This is a genomic window from Pseudomonas donghuensis (assembly GCF_000259195.1).
Taxonomy (GTDB): Bacteria; Pseudomonadota; Gammaproteobacteria; order Pseudomonadales; family Pseudomonadaceae; genus Aquipseudomonas; species Aquipseudomonas donghuensis.
Genome location: NZ_JH650765.1, coordinates 1 through 18,027, shown reverse-complemented (window position 1 = coordinate 18,027; position 18,027 = coordinate 1). Strand labels below are relative to the sequence as shown.

At 63.9% G+C, this 18,027-nt stretch carries 21 protein-coding genes; 9 read left to right on the top strand and 12 right to left on the bottom strand.

Annotated elements, in window-relative coordinates; translation table 11 throughout:
* A partial coding sequence (locus UW3_RS26955) for a patatin-like phospholipase family protein (RefSeq protein ID WP_237716753.1) occupies positions 1 to 1,846 on the bottom strand: 1,846 nt, incomplete at its 3' end.
* 70 nt (positions 1,847 to 1,916) lie between these two features.
* Between UW3_RS26955 and UW3_RS0113585 the strand changes: the two genes are divergently transcribed.
* Positions 1,917 to 2,201 (top strand): Rdx family protein, encoded by a 285-nt coding sequence (locus UW3_RS0113585; protein WP_010223040.1) that lies wholly within the window; start codon positions 1,917 to 1,919, stop codon positions 2,199 to 2,201.
* 3 nt (positions 2,202 to 2,204) lie between these two features.
* On the opposite strand, the gene UW3_RS0113580 is transcribed toward UW3_RS0113585, so the two are convergent.
* Together UW3_RS0113580 and UW3_RS0113575 are read right to left on the bottom strand one after the other, a co-directional pair.
* A complete protein-coding gene (locus tag UW3_RS0113580; RefSeq protein WP_010223039.1) occupies positions 2,205 to 3,089 on the bottom strand; it encodes a DMT family transporter in 885 nt (294 codons plus the stop codon).
* A gap of 78 nt (positions 3,090 to 3,167) precedes the next feature.
* Positions 3,168 to 3,932: an AraC family transcriptional regulator gene (locus UW3_RS0113575; RefSeq protein ID WP_010223038.1), complete on the bottom strand. Its 765-nt coding sequence runs from the start codon at positions 3,930 to 3,932 to the stop codon at positions 3,168 to 3,170.
* A gap of 135 nt (positions 3,933 to 4,067) precedes the next feature.
* On the opposite strand from UW3_RS0113575, the gene UW3_RS0113570 reads away from it, so the two are divergent.
* Positions 4,068 to 4,910 carry a UDP-2,3-diacylglucosamine diphosphatase gene (locus UW3_RS0113570; RefSeq protein ID WP_010223037.1) on the top strand — a complete coding sequence of 281 codons (843 nt, stop codon included), beginning with the start codon at positions 4,068 to 4,070 and terminating at the stop codon, positions 4,908 to 4,910.
* On the opposite strand, the gene UW3_RS0113565 is transcribed toward UW3_RS0113570, so the two are convergent.
* Complete coding sequence (locus UW3_RS0113565; RefSeq protein WP_010223036.1) at positions 4,881 to 5,477, bottom strand: HD domain-containing protein; 597 nt, start codon at positions 5,475 to 5,477, stop codon at positions 4,881 to 4,883. The two genes, UW3_RS0113570 and UW3_RS0113565, sit on opposite strands and share 30 nt — an antisense overlap.
* 96 nt (positions 5,478 to 5,573) lie before the next feature.
* Complete coding sequence (locus UW3_RS0113560; RefSeq protein WP_010223035.1) at positions 5,574 to 5,885, bottom strand: Mpo1-like protein; 312 nt, start codon at positions 5,883 to 5,885, stop codon at positions 5,574 to 5,576.
* A gap of 161 nt (positions 5,886 to 6,046) precedes the next feature.
* On the opposite strand from UW3_RS0113560, the gene UW3_RS0113555 reads away from it, so the two are divergent.
* A complete protein-coding gene (locus UW3_RS0113555) occupies positions 6,047 to 7,126 on the top strand; it encodes an AraC family transcriptional regulator (protein ID WP_010223034.1) in 1,080 nt (359 codons plus the stop codon).
* Here the strand turns inward: UW3_RS0113555 and UW3_RS0113550 are convergent.
* Positions 7,083 to 8,537, bottom strand: a complete 1,455-nt coding sequence (locus tag UW3_RS0113550) for a TrkH family potassium uptake protein (protein WP_010223033.1) — start codon at positions 8,535 to 8,537, stop codon at positions 7,083 to 7,085. The genes UW3_RS0113555 and UW3_RS0113550 overlap by 44 nt on opposite strands.
* A 100-nt stretch (positions 8,538 to 8,637) precedes the next feature.
* Here UW3_RS0113550 and UW3_RS0113545 point away from each other — a divergent pair, with 100 nt between their 5' ends.
* Positions 8,638 to 9,192: an NAD(P)H nitroreductase gene (locus tag UW3_RS0113545; protein WP_010223032.1), complete on the top strand. Its 555-nt coding sequence runs from the start codon at positions 8,638 to 8,640 to the stop codon at positions 9,190 to 9,192.
* Positions 9,193 to 9,315: 123 nt separating this feature from the next.
* Here the strand turns inward: UW3_RS0113545 and UW3_RS0113540 are convergent, their stop codons facing one another.
* From UW3_RS0113540 to UW3_RS0113515, 6 genes are all read right to left on the bottom strand, one after another.
* Positions 9,316 to 10,650, bottom strand: a complete 1,335-nt coding sequence (locus UW3_RS0113540; RefSeq protein ID WP_010223031.1) for a sensor histidine kinase — start codon at positions 10,648 to 10,650, stop codon at positions 9,316 to 9,318.
* A 63-nt stretch (positions 10,651 to 10,713) separates the two neighbouring features.
* Positions 10,714 to 11,175 (bottom strand): Spy/CpxP family protein refolding chaperone, encoded by a 462-nt coding sequence (locus UW3_RS0113535; protein ID WP_010223030.1) that lies wholly within the window; start codon positions 11,173 to 11,175, stop codon positions 10,714 to 10,716.
* A gap of 119 nt (positions 11,176 to 11,294) precedes the next feature.
* On the bottom strand, positions 11,295 to 11,972 hold the full coding sequence (locus tag UW3_RS0113530) for a response regulator transcription factor (protein WP_010223029.1): 678 nt from the start codon (positions 11,970 to 11,972) through the stop codon (positions 11,295 to 11,297).
* A gap of 7 nt (positions 11,973 to 11,979) precedes the next feature.
* Positions 11,980 to 12,384: an SH3 domain-containing protein gene (locus UW3_RS0113525; RefSeq protein WP_010223028.1), complete on the bottom strand. Its 405-nt coding sequence runs from the start codon at positions 12,382 to 12,384 to the stop codon at positions 11,980 to 11,982.
* A 121-nt stretch (positions 12,385 to 12,505) separates the two neighbouring features.
* Positions 12,506 to 12,805, bottom strand: coding sequence for a YciI family protein (locus UW3_RS0113520; protein WP_010223027.1), 300 nt, complete (start codon positions 12,803 to 12,805; stop codon positions 12,506 to 12,508).
* A 1-nt stretch (position 12,806) separates the two neighbouring features.
* Positions 12,807 to 13,415 carry a septation protein A gene (locus UW3_RS0113515; protein WP_010223026.1) on the bottom strand — a complete coding sequence of 203 codons (609 nt, stop codon included), beginning with the start codon at positions 13,413 to 13,415 and terminating at the stop codon, positions 12,807 to 12,809.
* Positions 13,416 to 13,481: 66 nt separating this feature from the next.
* Between UW3_RS0113515 and UW3_RS0113510 the strand changes: the two genes are divergently transcribed.
* The 5 genes from UW3_RS0113510 (at position 13,482) to rluB (ending at position 17,891) form a co-directional block, all read left to right on the top strand.
* On the top strand, positions 13,482 to 14,345 hold the full coding sequence (locus UW3_RS0113510) for a PHP domain-containing protein (RefSeq protein WP_010223025.1): 864 nt from the start codon (positions 13,482 to 13,484) through the stop codon (positions 14,343 to 14,345).
* Between the two features lie 13 nt (positions 14,346 to 14,358).
* Complete coding sequence (locus tag UW3_RS0113505; protein ID WP_010223024.1) at positions 14,359 to 14,988, top strand: L-threonylcarbamoyladenylate synthase; 630 nt, start codon at positions 14,359 to 14,361, stop codon at positions 14,986 to 14,988.
* Between the two features lie 128 nt (positions 14,989 to 15,116).
* Entirely contained in the window at positions 15,117 to 15,815 is a 699-nt protein-coding gene (locus UW3_RS0113500; RefSeq protein WP_162471132.1) for a segregation and condensation protein A, read from the top strand.
* 15 nt (positions 15,816 to 15,830) lie between these two features.
* On the top strand, positions 15,831 to 16,610 hold the full coding sequence (gene scpB / locus UW3_RS0113495) for an SMC-Scp complex subunit ScpB (protein ID WP_010223022.1): 780 nt from the start codon (positions 15,831 to 15,833) through the stop codon (positions 16,608 to 16,610).
* A gap of 150 nt (positions 16,611 to 16,760) precedes the next feature.
* The gene (gene rluB / locus UW3_RS0113490; protein ID WP_010223021.1) at positions 16,761 to 17,891 is read left to right on the top strand and encodes a 23S rRNA pseudouridine(2605) synthase RluB; all 1,131 of its coding nucleotides are present in this window, start codon (positions 16,761 to 16,763) and stop codon (positions 17,889 to 17,891) included.
* The last annotated feature ends 136 nt before the right edge of the window (positions 17,892 to 18,027 follow it).

The following is an 18,027-nucleotide window of genomic DNA, read 5'->3' as shown; positions in this document are numbered from 1 at the left end:
CACCCGGGCCCCTGCCGTAACGGCCACCCACCACCCAGGTGTTGGGGCCGCTGCTCATGGCTTTGTCCAGATTGAAATCCCACTGCCGGTAACGTTGGTCCGAGCCCAGGTTCGGGTCGTATTGGCGCAGGGTCAGGTTGATGTCTTCGCCGCTATGGGGGAAGTAGACGTTGTCGAGGGTGTCGAACGAATACTTGAGCTCATAGAAGCCTTCGTTGAAGTTGACCTTGGGCAGGTCCTGGTCGCCGATGCGCACCTCGGCTTGGCCCCAGGCCTGGCCAACGCCGAAACGCACTTCACCGTTGTTGCCGATCTGGCGCCCCAGGTTGAGGCCGAAGCCGTAGCGTTCCAGGCGGTACTCGGCAATCGGGTCGTCGTCCAGGGTGGCCTCGATGTTCTGCGAGCCCAGGTCGATGTATGGGGCGATGAAGTAACGCGAACCAGCGTCCAGCGGCTGATAGAACTCGCTGTAAAGCTCCTGCTGGTCGCCGATCTGGGCGCGGGTCAGCCATTCGGCGCCGAGCGTGTTGATGCCATTGACCCGGTAGCTGGCGCCGATATTGAAGGCGCTGTCGCCGCGCATGTCGTCCGACAGGTTCAGGCCCAGGCGCAGGTAGTCGGTGCCGCCGCGGCGGCCACGGGCGTTGATCACCAGGGTGTTGTCGTTACCCTTGTGCACCACCCGGTATTGCACCCGGTCGAAGTAGTCCAGGCCGTAGAGGGTGCCCATGTCGGTCTGCAGGCGGCCCAGTTCCAGCGGCTCGCCGATGGGTTGGCGAATGTAGTAGCGGATTACGTCGTCGCTGACTTTCGAGTCGTTCTCGATGCGGATGGCGGTGATCACCGGGGTGCGCTGGCTCGGTGAACGGGCGGCCAGCAGCTCACCATCGGTAGTTGGCGGGCGCTTGAGCACCGCCAGGCGTGCATCCAGGGCGCGGGCCGCGCGGTAGCCGACGTCGATCATGTCCTGGGCGCGGCCGAAATCGGTGACGCCAAAGCTCGACAGCGGTGGCTGGATGAGGATGTCGTCGCGGTGCAGGGCCGCCAGTTGCTCCTCGGAGTTGCGCCGGGTCATCAGGGTGATCGACTGGTTGAGGACATCGACCACGGTCGTCAGTTGCTTGCGGCTGCGCAGCGGGGTACCGATATCGACGACGATGGCTACATCCACGCCCATTTCGCGGGCAACGTCCAGCGGGATGTTGTCGACCATGCCGCCATCGACCAGCAGCCGGCCATCGAGCTCGACCGGGGCGAATACCGCCGGGATCGACATGCTGGCGCGAATCACCTGGGGCAGGTGGCCACGGCGGAATACCACTTTCTCGCCGCTGGCGATGTCGGTGGCCACGGCGCGAAAGGGGATCGGCAGCTTGTCGAAGTCGCGGGTGTCGCTGGTGTGGGCGAGCATGCTTTCCAGCAGCAGCGCCAGGTTCTGGCCCTGGATCACCCCCAGTGGCAGGCCCAGGCTGCCGTCGTCGCGAAAGCTCAGCTTTTGTTTGACGAGGAAGTCGCGGTCATCCTGTTTGCGCCGGAACGGCACGTCCTTGCGCGGCGGAGCGTCGGACAGCGCCTGTTGCCAGTCGATGCCCAGCGCCAGTTTTTCCAGCTCCTCGACCTTGTAGCCGGAGGCGTACAGGCCGCCCACCACCGCACCCATGCTGGTGCCGGCAATGGCATCGACCTTGATGCCCTGTTCTTCCAGGGCCTTGAGCACACCGATATGCGCCAGGCCACGGGCAGCACCGCCGGAGAGTACCAGGCCGACTTTCGGTCGGGGCGCTTCGGCTGCCAGCAGCGGGAGGGAAACGAACAACAGCAGCAGGGATAACAGCAGGCGGTGCATCATGGCTCTCGGAGCGAAGGCTAAAGACCGCTAGTATAAGCATGCCCACCTGTCAGGAGACGTTCAGTGTATGTCCACGCCTAAAGCGGAAATTGTCATTACCTACTGCACCCAATGCCAATGGCTGCTGCGCGCCGCCTGGCTGGCCCAGGAACTGTTGAGCACCTTCAGCGATGACTTGGCCCGGGTGGCCCTTGAGCCTGCCACGGGCGGCACCTTCCGGATCACCTGCGATGGTGTGCAGATCTGGGAGCGCAAGGCTGATGGCGGCTTCCCCGAAGCCAAGGTGCTCAAGCAGCGCGTGCGCGACCAGATCGATCCGCAGCGCGACCTCGGTCACAGCGACCGGCCCTGATCCTTAACCCTCTACGGCCACGGTCTTGGCTGGTGGGTTGCTGGCCGCCAGACGGCTGGAAACAACGATCGCGAGGATGATCAGCACGCCACCGAGCAACATGCGCAAGGTCGGGGTTTCGGCAAAGATGACCCAGGCCATGGCGATGCCGTAGACCGGCTCCAGGGCAAACACTACGGCGGCGGTGCGCGCTTTGATCACCGCCAGGCTGGCGACGAACAGGCTGTGGGCCACGCCGGTGCAGAATACCCCGAGCAGGCCGATCCACAGCCAGTCCATGGCGCTGACGGCGCCCAGCGCGGGCGCCGCAGCTGGCAGCAGGCACAAGGCGACCACGGCGTTCTGGCACAGTGCTGCCTGCACCGCCGGGATGCGCCCGGAACCGGCGCGGTTGGTCAGCGACAGCAGCGCAAACAACAGGCCTGAAAGCAGGGCCCAGAGCAGACCGCCAGTGGCCTGGCTGGCCAGGTCGAAGTCCGGGGTCACCAGCACCAGGCCGATGCTCACCAGCAGCACCAGGATGATCTCGTTGCTGCGGATGCGTTCGCGAAACAGCAGCCCTTCAAGGATCACGGTAAAGGCCGGAAAGCTGGCAAAGCCCAGGGTGGCGATGGCGACGCCGGCAACTTTTACTGCGATGAAAAAACTCACCCAGTGCCCGGCGAGCAATACGCCACCCAGCGCCAGACGTTGCCAGTCCCGCGCCTGCAGGGGTTGCCAGGCCTGGCGGGCGACGCCTGCGAACACCCCCAGGGCCAGCACGGCAAAGGCGGCGCGGCCGAAGACGATGATCGCAGGCGCGGCGCTGGCCAGTTTGCCGAACACGCCGGTCAGGCCGAAGAACAATGCGCCAATGTGCAGGGCGCCGAGGGCAGTGCGGTGGTTCATGGTGGTCCTTGTGGTAGGGCAGGGCAGCGGCGTCAGTTTACGAGCCGGTCGCTGCCACTGTCTGTCGCGGTCCTCGCGTCAATTGTCTTCAGAGTCTCGCCGCAAGGCGCCGGGGGAGCGGCCAAAGGCCTTGAGCATGGCGGCGGCAAAGGCGCTTTGCGAGCTGTAGCCGACCTGGCAGGCGATCTCGCCGATCGGCAACTGGGTGTTGCGCAGCAACTGGCGTGCACGCAGCAGGCGGCGCTGGCGCACATAGTCCATGGGCGTGACCCCGCATTCGGCCATGAACCGCGCATGCAGGCGCGCGCTGGACAGCCCGGCCAGGCGCGCCAGGTCGGCTACCTGCAGCGGGTAGGCAGCGTTCTGCTCGATATGGGCGTCGAAGCGGGCGTACGGCAGTGACGGTGTCGCCGTTGTCGGTGCCGCGCTGCTGCTCAGGCTGGCCAGCAGCAATACCGCGCCCTGCTGGGCAATGAGCGGGTCGTTGATCGGGCTTGCCGCCAGCCAGTCCACCAGTTGCTGCTGGCGATGGTCCAGGTTCAATGACCCGGCCCGCTCCAGCAGGCGTTGACTGGCATCCAGGTGCGCGCCCAGGCGCTGGCTCAGCCAATCGTCGGCGGGGATATCCAGCACCAGGCAATCACTGCCGGCGGCACTGCCGCAGGTGTGGTGGCTGCCGGCCGGGACCACCATCAGGTCCTGGCGATCAAGCCGCGCACCGCGGCCTTCAACCTCGAACTCCAGGCGCCCGCGCAGGCCGAACACCAATTGCGGGTGTTCGTGGCTATGGGCGATCAGGTCGTGGCGATAATGGCGCAGGGAAAGAATCGGGCCGCTGCTCATCGAAAGGTCCTCCGGCAATCGCCGCAGTGTACAGGCTGAGCGGCGGGGCGGGCATGTCATCAGATCGACACTTGATGGTCACTTTCGATTAACCACCGCTTGGCAAGCTGGCGCAAACCTTCCCGGAGCCTGCCGATGACCCGTGCCGAGCTTGCCAGACCCTCGCGCAAACAGCGCGTACGCACCTTGTGGATATCGGACGTGCACCTGGGCACCCGGGATTGCCAGGCCGAGCACCTGTCGCAGTTTCTCAAGGGCTATCAGGCCGACCGCATCTACCTGGTCGGCGACATCATCGATGGCTGGAAGCTGCGCAGCGGCATGTACTGGCCCCAGGCGCACACCAACGTGATCCGCCGCTTGCTGACCATGAGCAAGCGTGGCACCGAAGTGATCTACGTCACCGGCAACCATGACGAGTTCCTGCGCCGCTACTCCAAACTGGTGCTGGGCAATATCCAGCTGGTCGACCAGGCTGAGCACCTGACGGCCGATGGCCGGCGCCTGCTGGTGATTCATGGCGACCAGTTCGACGTGATCACCCGCTATCACCGCTGGCTGGCGTTTCTGGGCGATTCGGCCTACGAGTTCACCCTGACCCTCAACCGCTGGCTCAACCATTGGCGTGCCCGCTATGGCTACGGCTACTGGTCGTTGTCGGCGTACCTGAAGCACAAGGTCAAGACCGCCGTCAGCTTCATCAGCGACTTTGAGGAGGCCATCGCTCATGAATGCGTCAAGCGCGGTTTCCACGGTGTGGTGTGTGGGCATATCCACCATGCCGAGATCCGCAAGGTCGGCGAGGTGGATTACCTCAACTGTGGCGATTGGGTCGAGTCGTGCTCGGCGCTGATCGAGCACTGGGATGGCAGCATCGAGCTCTATCGCCTGGCCGATGCCCAGGCCGAAGCCGCCCGGCGCCAAGCCGGGCTTGCGGCGCTGGTTGACTCAGGCGGTGGCGGCGGCGGGCTGCTGTAGCGCAGCTCTGTAGATTGACTGCCGAGGGTGGGCGAACAGGCGCTGCAGCATGGGCTCGAAAAAGCTCAAGGGCAGGTTGTCGTAGGCCGGATCGAAGGCCGCCGCATCGTAGCGGGCGCAGAATTCGATGGTTTGCTGGTACTGCGGATGGTCCTGGAATTGCTCGCGCAGGTGCCGGTCCATGCCCAGGTGGTGGAAAAAGTAGTAGCCCTGAAAGATCCCGTGCTTCTCCACCATCCATAGGTTTTCCGGGCTGATGAAGGGCTTGAGGATGGCGGCGGCGATATCCGGGTGGTTGTAGCTGCCCAGGGTATCGCCGATGTCGTGCAGCAGCGCGCAGACCACGTACTCCTCGTCACGCCCGTCGCGCCAGGCGCGGGTGGCGGTCTGTAGCGAATGGCTCAGGCGGTCGATGGGAAAGCCGCCAAAGTCGCCATCGAGCAGGCGCAAGTGCGCCAGGATGCGGTTGGCCAGTTGGCTGGCATAGGCCCGAAAGTCATCGGCAATGATTGCCCAGTCCTGTTCGGTACCGTCCTGCATGTGAATGAAACGAGCCTGCTGATTCATCGGCGCTCCGAGACGCGGTGTTTCAAGGCACTCTACCCGCACCGCTGGTCGGGACAGTGGCCGCGCGGGACGGGTTTCTGGCCTTGCGGGCCGAAATCAGAAGCTGATCTTGCCGCGCAACATGTCGCGGTACATGGCGAAATCGCCGATCAGGCTGTACAGCGGGTGTGTGAAGGTGGCCGGGCGGTTTTTCTCGAAGAAGTAGTGCCCGGCCCAGGCAAAGCCGTAACCGGCAAAGGGCAAGGCCAGCAGCGACCGCCAGCTGCCGCTGCCCACGGCAAAGGCGAGCACGGCGATGACCAGGCTGGTGCCGACGAAATGCAGGCGGCGGCACATCGGGTTGCTGTGCTCGCTCAGGTAGTAAGGGTAGAACTCGGCAAAACTGCGAAACTGCTGAGGGCTGTTCACGACATTGCTCCAGAGGCTTCTCGACCTGACGAAGATACACGGCGTGGAGCCTGATCTGAGTCTAGAGTGAGTAACACGACAGAGCAGTGACAATAGGCGCCAATTGAGTATCCTTTGAGTTCGCCGCAGGAGCGGCTTGCCGGTAAGAAAAGAAGCCAGCCATGAGCGAAAGAACCACTTCAGCAAGCTGGGCATCAGGGATCGTCAAGGCACTCGAACTGGAAGGGCTCGATTGCCGTGCCATGTTCAAGCAACTTGGCCTGGATTTCGCTTCGCTCGACGACCCCGACGCACGTTTCACCCAGGATTCCATGACCCGCCTCTGGCAACTGGCGGTCGATCTTTCCGGCAACCAGGCGATCGGCCTGAACATGGCGCGGGTGGTACGCCCGGCGTCCTTTCATGTGGTCGGTTACGCGCTGATGTCGAGCCGCACCCTGGCCGAAGGTTTCGAGCGGCTGGTGCGCTATCAGCGGATCATCGCTGAAAGCTCCGACTTGAGTTTTCGTCTGCAGCCCGATGGTTATGCGCTGATTCTTACCGTCCATGGCGATCACCTGCCGCCTACCCGGCATAGCGCCGAAGCCTCGCTGGCCTGCGCGCTGTCGCTGTGCAGCTGGCTCAGCGGGCGGGTGATCCAGCCGCGCCGGGTGCTGATCCAGGGGTTGCAGCCCAAGGACCTGACACCTTACAAGACTGCCTTCCATGCCCCGCTGGAATTCAGCGCGCCGCACGATGCGCTGGTGTTCGAGCGCGCCGACATGGAGGCGCCGCTGCCAACCGCCAATGAAGCCATGGCCGTGCTGCACGACCGTTTTGCCGGCGAGTACCTGGCGCGTTTCTCGGAAAGCCGCGTCACCCACCGTGCACGCCAGGTGCTGTGCCGGGTGCTGCCCCAGGGCGAGCCCAAGCGTGAAACCATCGCCCAGGCCCTGCACTTGTCGCAGCGCACCTTGCAGCGGCGCTTGCAGGAAGAGGGTACGAGTTTTCAGACGTTGCTGGACGATACCCGTCGGGAGCTTGCCGAGCAGTACCTGGCGCAACCCAACATGACCCTGCTGGAAGCCGCCTACCTGTTGGGTTTTGCCGACCCGAGCAATTTCTTCAGGGCATTTCGCCGTTGGTTCAACGCCACGCCAGGCGAGTACCGGGCGCGTTTGAGCGGGGCTGCGACAGCCCCGCTGGAGAATGGATCGGTCAGTGACGCCAGAACGCCGGCATACATAGCACCAGCACCGTAATGATTTCCAGGCGGCCAAGGAGCATGCCGAAGGCCAGGATCCACTTTGCCGCATCCGGGAGGGTGGCGAAGTTGCCCGCCGGGCCTATGGTTTCCCCAAGGCCCGGGCCAACGCCCGATACGGTGCTGGCGGCACCGGTCAGCGCCGTCATCCAATCGACGCCCAGCAGCGACAAGGCCAGGGCGATGACGCAGATGGTGATGGCGAAGAAGAACGAGAACGTCAGGATCGAACGCACGATCTCTTCATCGAGACGGTGACCGTTGTACTTCTGCTTGATCACCGCCCGAGGGTGAATCAGCTGGTTCAGGTTGGCCTTGAGCAGGATGTAGGCGACCTGGAAGCGGAAGATCTTGATCCCGCCGGCGGTCGAGCCCGAGCAGCCACCGACAAAGCCCAGGTAGAAGAACAGCATCAGCGAGAAGTTGCCCCACAGGCTGTAGTCGCCCAGGGCAAAACCGGTGGTGGTCACTACCGAGGTCACGTTCAGCGCCACGTGACGCAGGGCATCGAGCCAGTGCAGGTCGGTGGTGGCCCAGTACCAGGTGCCCAGCACCAGCCAGGTGGCCAGCAACATGGCCAGCAGCCCCTGCACCTGTTGGTCCTTGATCAGTGCCTTGCGGTTGCCGCGGATGGTCGCCACGTACAGGGCGAACGGCAAGCTGCCAAGAATCATCACCACCACCGCGACCCAGTGCACCGCCGGCATGTCCCATTTGGCCAGGGACTGGTCGGAGGTGGAGAAGCCACCGGTGGAAATCGCCGACATGGCATGGTTGATCGCATCGAAGACGTTCATGCCGGCCAGCCAGAACGCCAGGGCGCCGAGGGTGGTGATGCCGATGTACACCAGCACGATCGACTTGGCGACCATGTGCGAGCGCGGCATGACCTTTTCCGAGCGGTCCGAGGACTCGGTCTGGAACAGGCGCATGCCACCAATACGCAGCAGCGGCAGGATCGCCACGGCCATGGCGATAAAGCCGATACCGCCGAGCCAGTGCAGCAGCGAGCGCCACATCAGGATGCCTGGCGACATGCTGTCGAGGCCGCTAAGGACGGTAGCGCCGGTGGCGGTGATACCGGACATGCTTTCGAAAAAGGCATCGGTGTAGCTGATGTGCTGGGTCAGCAAGAACGGCAGGGCAGCGAAGATGCACACCACCAGCCAGCTGCTGACCGTCAGCAGGTACATGTCGCGGGGGCGCAGGTGCACGTGCTCGGGGCGGCCCTGGATGACCAGGGCAAGGCCGGCAACAAAGGTGATCATGCTGGCCCAGAGGAACGACGGCAGGTCGCCCGTGCGATCGAAGATCACCAGGGTGGCCATGGGCACGACCATGCTGATCGCCAGGGTGATCAGGAAGATGCCGATGATGAAACCAATGATCCTTAAGGTCGGCAACGCCATGTGATCTGCTCTGACTCGAAACGGAAGGGCGCCATTCTACCTATGGACCTTTTTAAGTAAACGCTAGAATAGCCTGACATTTATTCACAAGGGGTAGCCAATGGAGGCTCTCGACGCATTGCTCAACCGTGTTTCGGTTCCACGTCTGATGGACCCGGCACCTAATGCCGCACAACGCGAGGCGCTGTTTCGGGCCGCCCTGCGTGCGCCGGACCACGGCCAGTTGCGGCCCTGGCGCTTTCTGACGGTCGAGGGCGAGGCGCGCTTCAAGCTTGGCCAGTTGCTGGCCGACGCGGTGAAACTCAACGGTGACGCCAGCGATGCGGCCCTCGACAAGGCCCGGGCCATGCCCTTGCGGGCACCGTTGCTGGTGGTTGTGGTCGCGCGCCTGCAGGATCATTTCAAGGTGCCGCAGTCCGAGCAGCGCCTGGCGGCCGGTTGTGCGGCCCATGGCATTCTGCTGGCCGCCCATGCCCAGGGTATCGGTGCGGTGTGGCGCACCGGTGAGCTGTCGTACAGCAAGCATGTGGCCAAAGGGCTGGGGCTGGCGGATAACGAAGAGATCATCGCCTTCCTGTACCTGGGTACGCCGCAGCATGAGCCGCGCACCGCGCCGGTGCTGGCGACCGCTGACTTCGTCAGTGCCTGGGGGTAAGTTTTTGTAGGGGCTGTGCCGCCCCTATCGCCGGCAAGGCCGGCTCCCACAGTGGACCTGTGTGCACCGGACCTGTGGGAGCTGGCTTTGCCAGCGATGGGCTGCGCAGTAGCCCCGGCATTCTCAAGCCTTGCCCGGCCCGACTAGCGGCAATTCCAGCCTGGCCACAAACCCGCCTTCCGGGTGATTGCCCAGGCTCAGGTTGCCGCCATGGCGCTCCGCCGCCTTGCGCGCAATGGCCAGCCCCAGGCCGTGGCCCGCGGCGCTTTGCCCGGGCGCGCGGAAGAACGGTTCGCCCAGCTGCGCCAGATGCTCCTGGGCCACGCCGGGGCCATGGTCGCGCACGCTCAGTACAATCCTGTCGTTATCCCGTACCCCGGTGATTTCGATCGGCTGCCCGGCAGGATTGAAGCGCACCGCATTGCGCAGCAGGTTGTCCAGCGCCCGCTCAAGCAGGGTCGGCCAGCCTTGCAGGTGCAGCCCGGTTTCATGCTGCAGCTGGATCTCCTGCTCCGGCGCGCCCAGTTGCGCGTCCTTGTGCACCGACGCCAACAGCGTATCGAGGTCCACCGGCTCAGCCCGTGCTTGTTCGGCGTCGACCCTGGCCAGCACCAGAATCTCGCTGATCAGCGCTTCCAGACGGTCGCACTCGCGGGTCAGGCGTGGCCACAGGGCTTGGCGCTGCTCGGGTCCGGCGCGTTCGGCCAGGGCCAGGGCGATGCGCAGGCGTGCCAGGGGCGAGCGCAGTTCATGGGATACATCGCGCAACAGCTGGCGCTGGCTGCCGATCAGGCTCTGCAGCCGAGCCCCCATGCGGTTGAAGTCATTGGCCAGCACGCCGAACTCATCACGGCGGTTGGCCAGGCGTGCCAGGCTGTTCTGCTGGTAGGCGGTTTGCCCCAGGTCATGCACGGCGCCGCGCAGGCGGCTCAGGGGGCGTGTGATCGACAGGGTCACCAGCAGGCTGAACAGGGTCAGCACCACCAAGGCAATCCCCAGCGCACTCAGCGGCCAGAGCAGGCTGTCGCGGTGCCAGGCGTCCAGCTCCGGGTGCGGAATGCGGTAGATAAACAGGTAGGTCTCACCGCTGTCGGGGCTGGTGTACTCCTCGGTCAGGCGTCGCCACGGCAGGTGCCTTTCGTCATTGTGGCGGCGTGCTTCGAAAGCGGCGGCGCGGCGCGGGAAGGTCCCAGGTACCACGGCATCGCCACTGTCATTGAGTACCTGCACGTCGATGTTGTAGCGGCGCTTGCGGTGTTCCAGGTAATGCTGGGCATGTTCCGGCCCTTGCTGCTCATAGCGTTGGGTCCAGTTCTTGGCCAGGGTGCTGAGGCCTGGATGGCGACTGAGAATCCAGGCGTCCTGGTTGAGCATGTGGCCGAGCAGGATCGACAGCCCGGCAACCAGGGCGATGGCCAGCCAGAAACTGGCCAGGATGCGCCAGAACAATGAACGCAAAAGAGACACCTCTAACGGAAAAAGCCCGGTCTGCTGGGGCAGGCCGGGCGGGCGACTGACAGCTTACTGGGCCTTTTTGGCTTTTTCAGCTTTCCAGGCTTTGAACTCGGCCCATTCGGCGCGGCGTTCATCCTGCTTCTTCTTCATTTCGTCGAACTGCTTTTGCTGTTCGGGTTTGAGCAGGGCACGAATCTCGGCCTGGGTTTTGTCTCGCTTGGCCTTGAGCTCATCTTTCAGGGCCTGCTGGTCGGCGGCCGGGAGTTTTTCCAGGTAGCGCTGGGTGATTTCGTGGCGGCTCTTCATCTGCTCGCCCATTAGCTTGCCGATCTGCTGGCGCTGTTCGCGGCTCAGGTCCAGCTGGGCGAAAGGCGCTCCACCGCGGTGGTGCTCGCCGCCACCGCGGTGGTACTCGCCTTGGTGCTCGCTATGATGCTCCCCGTGCGGAGGGCCGCCAGCATCAGGCATGGCCATGGCGACGGTAGGCAGGGCGGCAGCGAGCATCAGGGCGATAAGGGTCTTGCGCATGGTAACTCTCCTTTTTGAGGCCGGTGATTACCGGATGTACCCAGTCTAGAGAGATCAAGGTCAGTGGCGGTCAGGCAAGGGTAAAGCTTGAGTAAAGACGCCTGGTCGCCGTGCTGACATTACAGGCTGTAGTAGTAACCGCGGCTGCGCAGGGCAACGATGCGCGGGCGCCCGTCCGCGTGCGGGCCGATCTTCTTGCGCAGGTTGCTGACATGCATGTCCAGGCTGCGGTCGTACAGGGTCAATTTGCGGCCCAGGGCGAGCTGTGCCAGTTCCTGCTTGTCCAGCGGCTCGCCGGGCTGGCGTAGCAGGGCTTCGAGGATGCGGCTTTCGGAGAGGGTCAGGGTCAGTTCGTGCTCATCGATGCTGACCACGCCACGGGCCGGGCTGAAGCACAGGTCGCCAATTTCCACCTGGCTGGGCGTCGCACTCGGGTGGCTGCGGCGTAGCACGGCGCGCAGACGGGCGGTGAGCTCGCGCGGATCGCAGGGTTTGGCCAGGTAATCGTCGGCACCCAGTTCCAGGCCGAGAATGCGGTCCAGCGGCTCTCCACGGGCCGAGAGCATCAGCACCGGCAATTCGGTGTGCTCACTGCGCAGTTGCTTGAGCAGTTCCAGGCCGCTGCCGTCGGGCAGCATCACATCCAGCACCACGGCGGCCGGCGCTTGTTCAGCCAGGGCCCGGCGGGCACTCTGGCCATCGTGGCAGGCACGTACCACGAAACCTTCCTGGGTCAGCCAGCTGCCGAGCAGCTCGCAGAGTTCCTGGTCATCATCAATCAGTAACAGCTCGCTCATGACTCACTCAATTCAACCATTGCCGACGCTTTCTGTGTCCGCCACTGGCAAAGATACCGCAGAGTGCCGCAAACAGGGCAACTGCGCCACCAATCAAAAACCATTGTTGCTGGTCGGTGATGAGTTTCGGTGCGGCGCTGGCCTGTGATTCCTTGATCGCCAGTTTCAGGCGCTGGTTTTCCTGGCGCAGGCGGGTGAGCTGGGCGCTTTCGCGTTCGCTGTCGGCGTTGTGCAGTTGCTGGACCAGGGTTTCGCGCAAGCGCTCGCTTTCCTTCAGGCGCTGTTGCAGCTCGGTGATCTGGCTACCGGCACTGAGCGACAACGGGGTGCTGGAGCCGGCGGGCTCTTCGGCCTGGGCGAAGGGGGTCAGCAGCAACAGGCACAGCAGCAGGGACAACGGACCTTGACGCATCGGAACTCCTGATTCCATTGAGTGGTTCAGGAGGTTGTCGGCCATCAGGCGAGAATAATGAGCAGTTGCGCAGCGAAAGCTGCAAAGGGCGGTGTGCCTGCTCGGCCACCGCCCCAGGGGATTACGGCAGGACTTGCTTGAACGGCTTGACGATGACGTTGGCGTAGACGCCAGCGGCAATGTACGGGTCGGCATCGGCCCAGGCCTGGGCGGCGCTCAGCGAGTCGAACTCGGCGACGATCAGGCTGCCGGTGAAGCCAGCGGCGCCGGGGTCGTTGCTGTCGATCGCCGGGTGCGGGCCGGCCAGGACCACACGGCCTTGTTCCTTGAGCTGCAGCAGGCGTTCGATGTGCGCCGGGCGGGCGGCCAGGCGTTTTTCCAGCGAATCGGCTACGTCTGTGGCAATGATGGCGTAAAGCATGTCATTCCTCGTGCTTAGGGGTTGAAGGCGGGGTGCTGGGGTCGCTGTCGTGCAGGTGACGGGACAGGTAGAGGCCCTGGGCCACCAGGAACAGCACGGTCATGCCCAGGCTGCCGAACACCTTGAAGTCGACCCAGATGCTCTGGAAGGTGAAGGCGACGAACAGGTTGGCCGCGCCGCAGAACAGGAAAAAGCCGATCCAGGCGATGTTCAGGCGCGTCCATACCGGCTCCGGCAGGGTCAGGGCGTGGCCCATGATGCGCTTGATCAGCACCCGGTCACCGATGAAGTGGCTGCCGGCAAAGGCCAGGGCGAACAGCCAGTTGACCACCGGCGCCTTCCATTTGAGGAAGGTTTCGCTGTGAAAGGCCAGGGTCAGGCCGCCGAATACCAGGCAGGCGACCAGGGTCAGCCACTGGCCCTTCTCCAGCTTGCGCTGGCGAATGAACAGGGCGCCGTAGACCACCAGCGAGCTGATGATCAGCATCGCCGTGGCGCTGTAGATGCCACCGAGCTCGACGCTGTGCCCGGCGAATTCGACGGCACGCGGTTCGAGCTTGTAGACGATGAAGAACAGGAGCAGCGGGATGAAATCGATGAATTGTTTCACAGTGGCAGCCAGAAGCAGGATGTGTCGGCATAATAACAAACATCAATGACAGCGAAAGCGCCACCTATGAATGTTGATCTGCACTGCCACAGTACGGCCTCCGACGGCGCCTTGTCGCCAACGGCACTGGTTGCCCGGGCCCATGAGCACGGCGTGCGGATGCTCTCACTGACCGATCACGACACCCTCGAGGGCCAACTCGAAGCGCGCGCCGCGACCCAGGCGCTGGGGATGCAGTGGGTCAGCGGCATCGAGCTGTCGTGCACCTGGGGCGGGGCGACCATCCACGTGCTGGGCTACAACTTCCCGCTCGACGCCGCGCCATTGCAGGCCGCGGTCGAGTCGCTGCACCGTGGTCGCTGGCTGCGTTCGGAAGAAATCGACCGACGGTTGGCGCTCAAGGGCATGAAGGGTGCGCTCGAGGGTGCCCGGGCCATTCAGCAGGAGCTGGGCGACAGCGGCAATGCCCCGGCGCGCCCGCATTTTGCCGAGTACCTGGTGCGCGCAGGCTATGTAAAAGACCGCGCCGAGGCGTTTCGCAAGTGGCTGGGGGCCGGCAAGCTGGGCGATGTGAAGCTGCATTGGCCAACCCTGGAGGACACCGTCCAGACCCTGCGCCAGTCCGATGCCTGGGTCAGCCTGGCCCATCCGATGCACTACGATTTAACCCGCAGCAAGCGCCGCCGGCTGATTGCCGACTATATTCAAGCAGGCGGCCAGGCGCTGGAAGTGGTCAACGGCATGATGCCGGCTGAACAGGTAGGCACTCTGTCGATCCTGGCCCGTGAATTCGGTCTGCTGGCCAGTGCCGGCAGTGATTTCCATGGCCCGGGCACCTGGGGCGAGATCGGTGTCTACCGGCCATTGCCAGAGGACCTGCCACCCCTGTGGCGCCGATTCAAATATGAGCAGCCTATCGCGGCAGTCTGAACAGGAAGAGAACGTGAGTCAGTTTTTCCAGATTCATGCGGAAAACCCGCAACCGCGCTTGATCAAACAGGCCGTCGAAATCATTCGCAAGGGCGGTGTGGTGGTCTATCCCACCGATTCCTCCTACGCCATGGGCTGCCAGATCGGCGACAAGAACGCCGTTGAACGGGTTCGCCGCCTGCGCCAGCTGGACAAGAACCACAACTTCACGCTGATCTGCTGCGACCTGTCGCAGATGGGCCTGTTCGCCAAGATCGATACCGCCACCTTTCGCCTACTCAAGGCCCATGTGCCGGGGCCGTACACCTTCATCCTCAACGCCACCCGTGAAGTGCCGCGCCTGCTGCTGCACGAAAAACGCCGCACCATCGGCCTGCGTGTGCCGTCCAACCCGATCGCCCTGGCCCTGCTCGAAGAACTCGGTGAGCCGCTGATGAGCGTGAGCCTGATCATGCCCGGCGAAGACGAGCCGATGACCGACCCCTACGAGATCCGTCAGGCCCTGGAGCATCACGTCGACCTGATCATCGATGGCGGCTTTGGCGACCTCAAGGCCTCGACCGTGATCAGCCTGGCCGGTGACGAGCCGGAAGTGATCCGCGTCGGCTGTGGCGATCCTGCGCCGTTCATGGTCGAAGCGTGAGCCAGGCGACCATCACCGAGCCGAGCATCGATCCGCAAGCAGGGGCCCAGCAGGAACTGCCGCTGGTGCTGGTGTATGGCGAAGCCATGACCGAGATGCCGGTGGACCTGTACATCCCGCCGGATGCCCTGGAAGTGTTCCTGGAGGCCTTCGAGGGCCCACTGGACCTGCTGCTGTACCTGATCCGCAAGCAGAACGTCGACATCCTCGACATTCCGGTGGCGGAAATCACCCGCCAGTACATGGGCTACGTCGAGCTGATGAAGACCGTGCGCCTGGAGCTGGCCGCCGAGTACCTGGTGATGGCGGCGATGCTCGCCGAGATCAAATCGCGGATGTTGCTGCCGCGTTCCGCCGAGGTCGAGGAGGAAGAGGCCGACCCGCGCGCCGAGCTGATCCGTCGCCTGCAGGAGTACGAACGCTTCAAGGCCGCCGCCGAAGGCATCGATGGCCTCAGCCGCGTCGGCCGCGAAGTCGTCGTGCCGCGGCTGGACGCGCCACAGGCCAAGGTGCGTAAACTGTTGCCCGAGGTCAGCCTGGAAGAGCTGCTGGTGTCGATGGCCGAAGTGCTGCGCCGTGGCGACCTGTTCGAAAGCCACCAGGTCAGCCGTGAGGCGCTGTCGACCCGCGAGCGCATGAGCGAAGTGCTTGAACGTCTCAAGGGCGGCGGTTTCGTGCCCTTCGTCGAGTTGTTCACGGCCGAGGAGGGCAAGCTCGGGGTGGTGGTGACCTTCATGGCGATTCTCGAATTGGTCAAGGAATCCTTGATCGAACTGGTGCAAAATGAGCCCTTTGCGCCGATCCATGTCCGCGCCCGCGCCGAGTAACAACTGAGCAAGCCCATGAACCTGAATGAACCGCGCGACCTGGCGCCCCTGCTCGAGGCCTTTTTGCTGGCCTCGGGCAAACCGCAATCCCTCGAGCGCCTGTATGAGCTGTTCGAGGAAGCTGAGCGCCCGGAGCCTGCGGTGTTCAAGAAGGCCCTGGAGGTGCTGCGCAAATCCTGCAATGGCCGCGCCTTCGAGCTCAAGGAAGTGGCCTCGGGTTTCCGCCTGCAGATTCGCGAGGACTACGCGCCCTGGGTCGGCCGGCTGTGGGAAGAGCGCCCGCAGCGCTACTCCCGGGCACTGCTGGAGACCATGGCGCTGATTGCCTACCGTCAGCCCATCACCCGCGGCGAGATCGAAGACGTGCGCGGCGTGGCGGTCAATACCAACATCATCAAGACCCTGCTCGAACGCGAATGGATTCGTATCGTCGGTTACCGTGAAGTGCCCGGCAAACCGGCGATGTTCGCCACCACCAAGGCCTTTCTCGACCACTTCAACCTGAAGAACCTCGACGAGTTGCCGCCCTTGGCCGAATTGCGCGAGATGGAGCCTGCGCCGGAACCTGTGCTGGAACTGGACGACGCGCCGGTGCCGGCGCACCTGCAGGCCCTGGCCGATGCCAGCGCCGAGCCGCAGGAGGCGCCGGAAGAAACCAGCTTCCGCAGCTTGCTGACCGAGCTGGACGCCATGGAAGAAGGGCTCAAGACCGACTTCGATGACTTGATCGACGAAACACCGCTCGACCTCGATGCCGAGCCGTTGGAAACCGAGCCGCAGGCGCCGCATCGGTAACCTCGGCCTTCGGGCGCAGAGTCCCGGCAACTTTTGCAATTTCGACTAGTCTCAGGTGCGTTCACGCCGCGATCAGCGTATGATTCGCGACCCTTTTTGGCGCTTGTCCGCCATACCAGATTTTTGTCAATACACCGGGAGGTGCCCAGCATGAGTGAAAAAGACCTGCAAGAAGCCCAGCCATTGCCGCCATCAGGCGAGAAACTGCAAAAAGTGCTCGCCCGTATCGGCGTGGGCTCGCGCCGTGACGTCGAGGCCTGGATCAGCCAGGGCCGGATCAAGGTCAATGGCGTCGATGCCAGCCTTGGCCAGCGCGTCGACCTGCACGATGCGATTTCGGTCGACGGCCGCCTGATCAAGCGCGAAGAAGCCGCCGAAACCGTGCGCCGAGTGATCATGTACAACAAGCCCGACGGCGAAATCTGCACCCGTGACGACCCGGAAGGCCGTCCGACCGTGTTCGACCGCCTGCCACGCCCGAAAGAAGGGCGCTGGATCAACATCGGCCGTCTCGACATCAACACCACCGGCCTGCTGATGTTCACCACCGACGGTGAACTGGCCAACCGCCTGATGCACCCGTCCTATGAAATGGACCGTGAGTACGCGGTGCGTGTGCGTGGTGAAGTCGACGAAGACATGATTGCCCGCCTCAAGGCCGGTGTTGTGCTCGAAGACGGCCCGGCGCGTTTCACCGACATCCAGGAAGCACCTGGCGGTGAAGGCTTCAACCATTGGTACCACTGCGTGGTGATGGAAGGCCGTAACCGTGAAGTACGTCGCCTGTGGGAATCCCAGGGCCTGGTGGTCAGCCGCCTGAAGCGCGTGCGTTTCGGTCCGGTGTTCCTCAACTCCGACCTGCCGATGGGCCGCTGGCGCGAAATGAGCCAGCAGGAAGTCGACATCCTCGCGGCTGAAGTGGGCCTGACTCCGGTGGCCATGCCGGCGTTGAACCACAAGTCCAAGGACAAGCTCGAGCGCCTGCAGCGCAAGTCCACCCGTCCTTTGGGGCGTGGCGAGCGCGTGCGCACCTTGCGTCCGGCTCAGGATGCAGCCACTGCTGGTGAGCGCCCTGCACGTCAGCCCCGTGGTGAAGCCGAACGTCCTGCCCGTCAGCCGCGGGGCGAGGAGCGTCCAGCCCGCCAACCGCGTGGCGAAGCCCCGCGCAAGGACAGTGGCCGTGGCAGCAGCACGGTGGCCGAGCGCCCAAGCGACATGAACAAGCGCGGCAAGCCGGCACCCAAGCGTCCGGGCAGCACCCGCAACAAACCACGCCCGTAAGGTGGGTGGGTAGGCGCGGGCTTGTCCCGCGATTGCGTTGGATCGGATAAATCGTAATCGCGGGGCAAGCCCGTTCCTACCGTGTTGAAGAAGCCAACCTTCGGGTTGGCTTTTTTTATGGTTCTTCATGGAATCC

Coding starts and splice junctions, on each gene's coding strand:
- UW3_RS0113510 (WP_010223025.1), top strand. CDS start 13,482: ATGAATGTTGATCTGCACTGCCACAGTACGGCCTCCGACGGCGCCTTG.
- UW3_RS0113525 (WP_010223028.1), bottom strand. CDS start 12,384: ATGCGTCAAGGTCCGTTGTCCCTGCTGCTGTGCCTGTTGCTGCTGACC.
- rluB (WP_010223021.1), top strand. CDS start 16,761: ATGAGTGAAAAAGACCTGCAAGAAGCCCAGCCATTGCCGCCATCAGGC.
- UW3_RS0113565 (WP_010223036.1), bottom strand. CDS start 5,477: ATGAATCAGCAGGCTCGTTTCATTCACATGCAGGACGGTACCGAACAG.
- UW3_RS0113530 (WP_010223029.1), bottom strand. CDS start 11,972: ATGAGCGAGCTGTTACTGATTGATGATGACCAGGAACTCTGCGAGCTG.
- UW3_RS0113585 (WP_010223040.1), top strand. CDS start 1,917: ATGTCCACGCCTAAAGCGGAAATTGTCATTACCTACTGCACCCAATGC.
- UW3_RS0113580 (WP_010223039.1), bottom strand. CDS start 3,089: ATGAACCACCGCACTGCCCTCGGCGCCCTGCACATTGGCGCATTGTTC.
- UW3_RS0113535 (WP_010223030.1), bottom strand. CDS start 11,175: ATGCGCAAGACCCTTATCGCCCTGATGCTCGCTGCCGCCCTGCCTACC.
- UW3_RS0113550 (WP_010223033.1), bottom strand. CDS start 8,537: ATGGCGTTGCCGACCTTAAGGATCATTGGTTTCATCATCGGCATCTTC.
- UW3_RS0113545 (WP_010223032.1), top strand. CDS start 8,638: ATGGAGGCTCTCGACGCATTGCTCAACCGTGTTTCGGTTCCACGTCTG.
- UW3_RS0113520 (WP_010223027.1), bottom strand. CDS start 12,805: ATGCTTTACGCCATCATTGCCACAGACGTAGCCGATTCGCTGGAAAAA.
- UW3_RS0113570 (WP_010223037.1), top strand. CDS start 4,068: ATGACCCGTGCCGAGCTTGCCAGACCCTCGCGCAAACAGCGCGTACGC.
- UW3_RS0113555 (WP_010223034.1), top strand. CDS start 6,047: ATGAGCGAAAGAACCACTTCAGCAAGCTGGGCATCAGGGATCGTCAAG.
- UW3_RS0113575 (WP_010223038.1), bottom strand. CDS start 3,932: ATGAGCAGCGGCCCGATTCTTTCCCTGCGCCATTATCGCCACGACCTG.
- scpB (WP_010223022.1), top strand. CDS start 15,831: ATGAACCTGAATGAACCGCGCGACCTGGCGCCCCTGCTCGAGGCCTTT.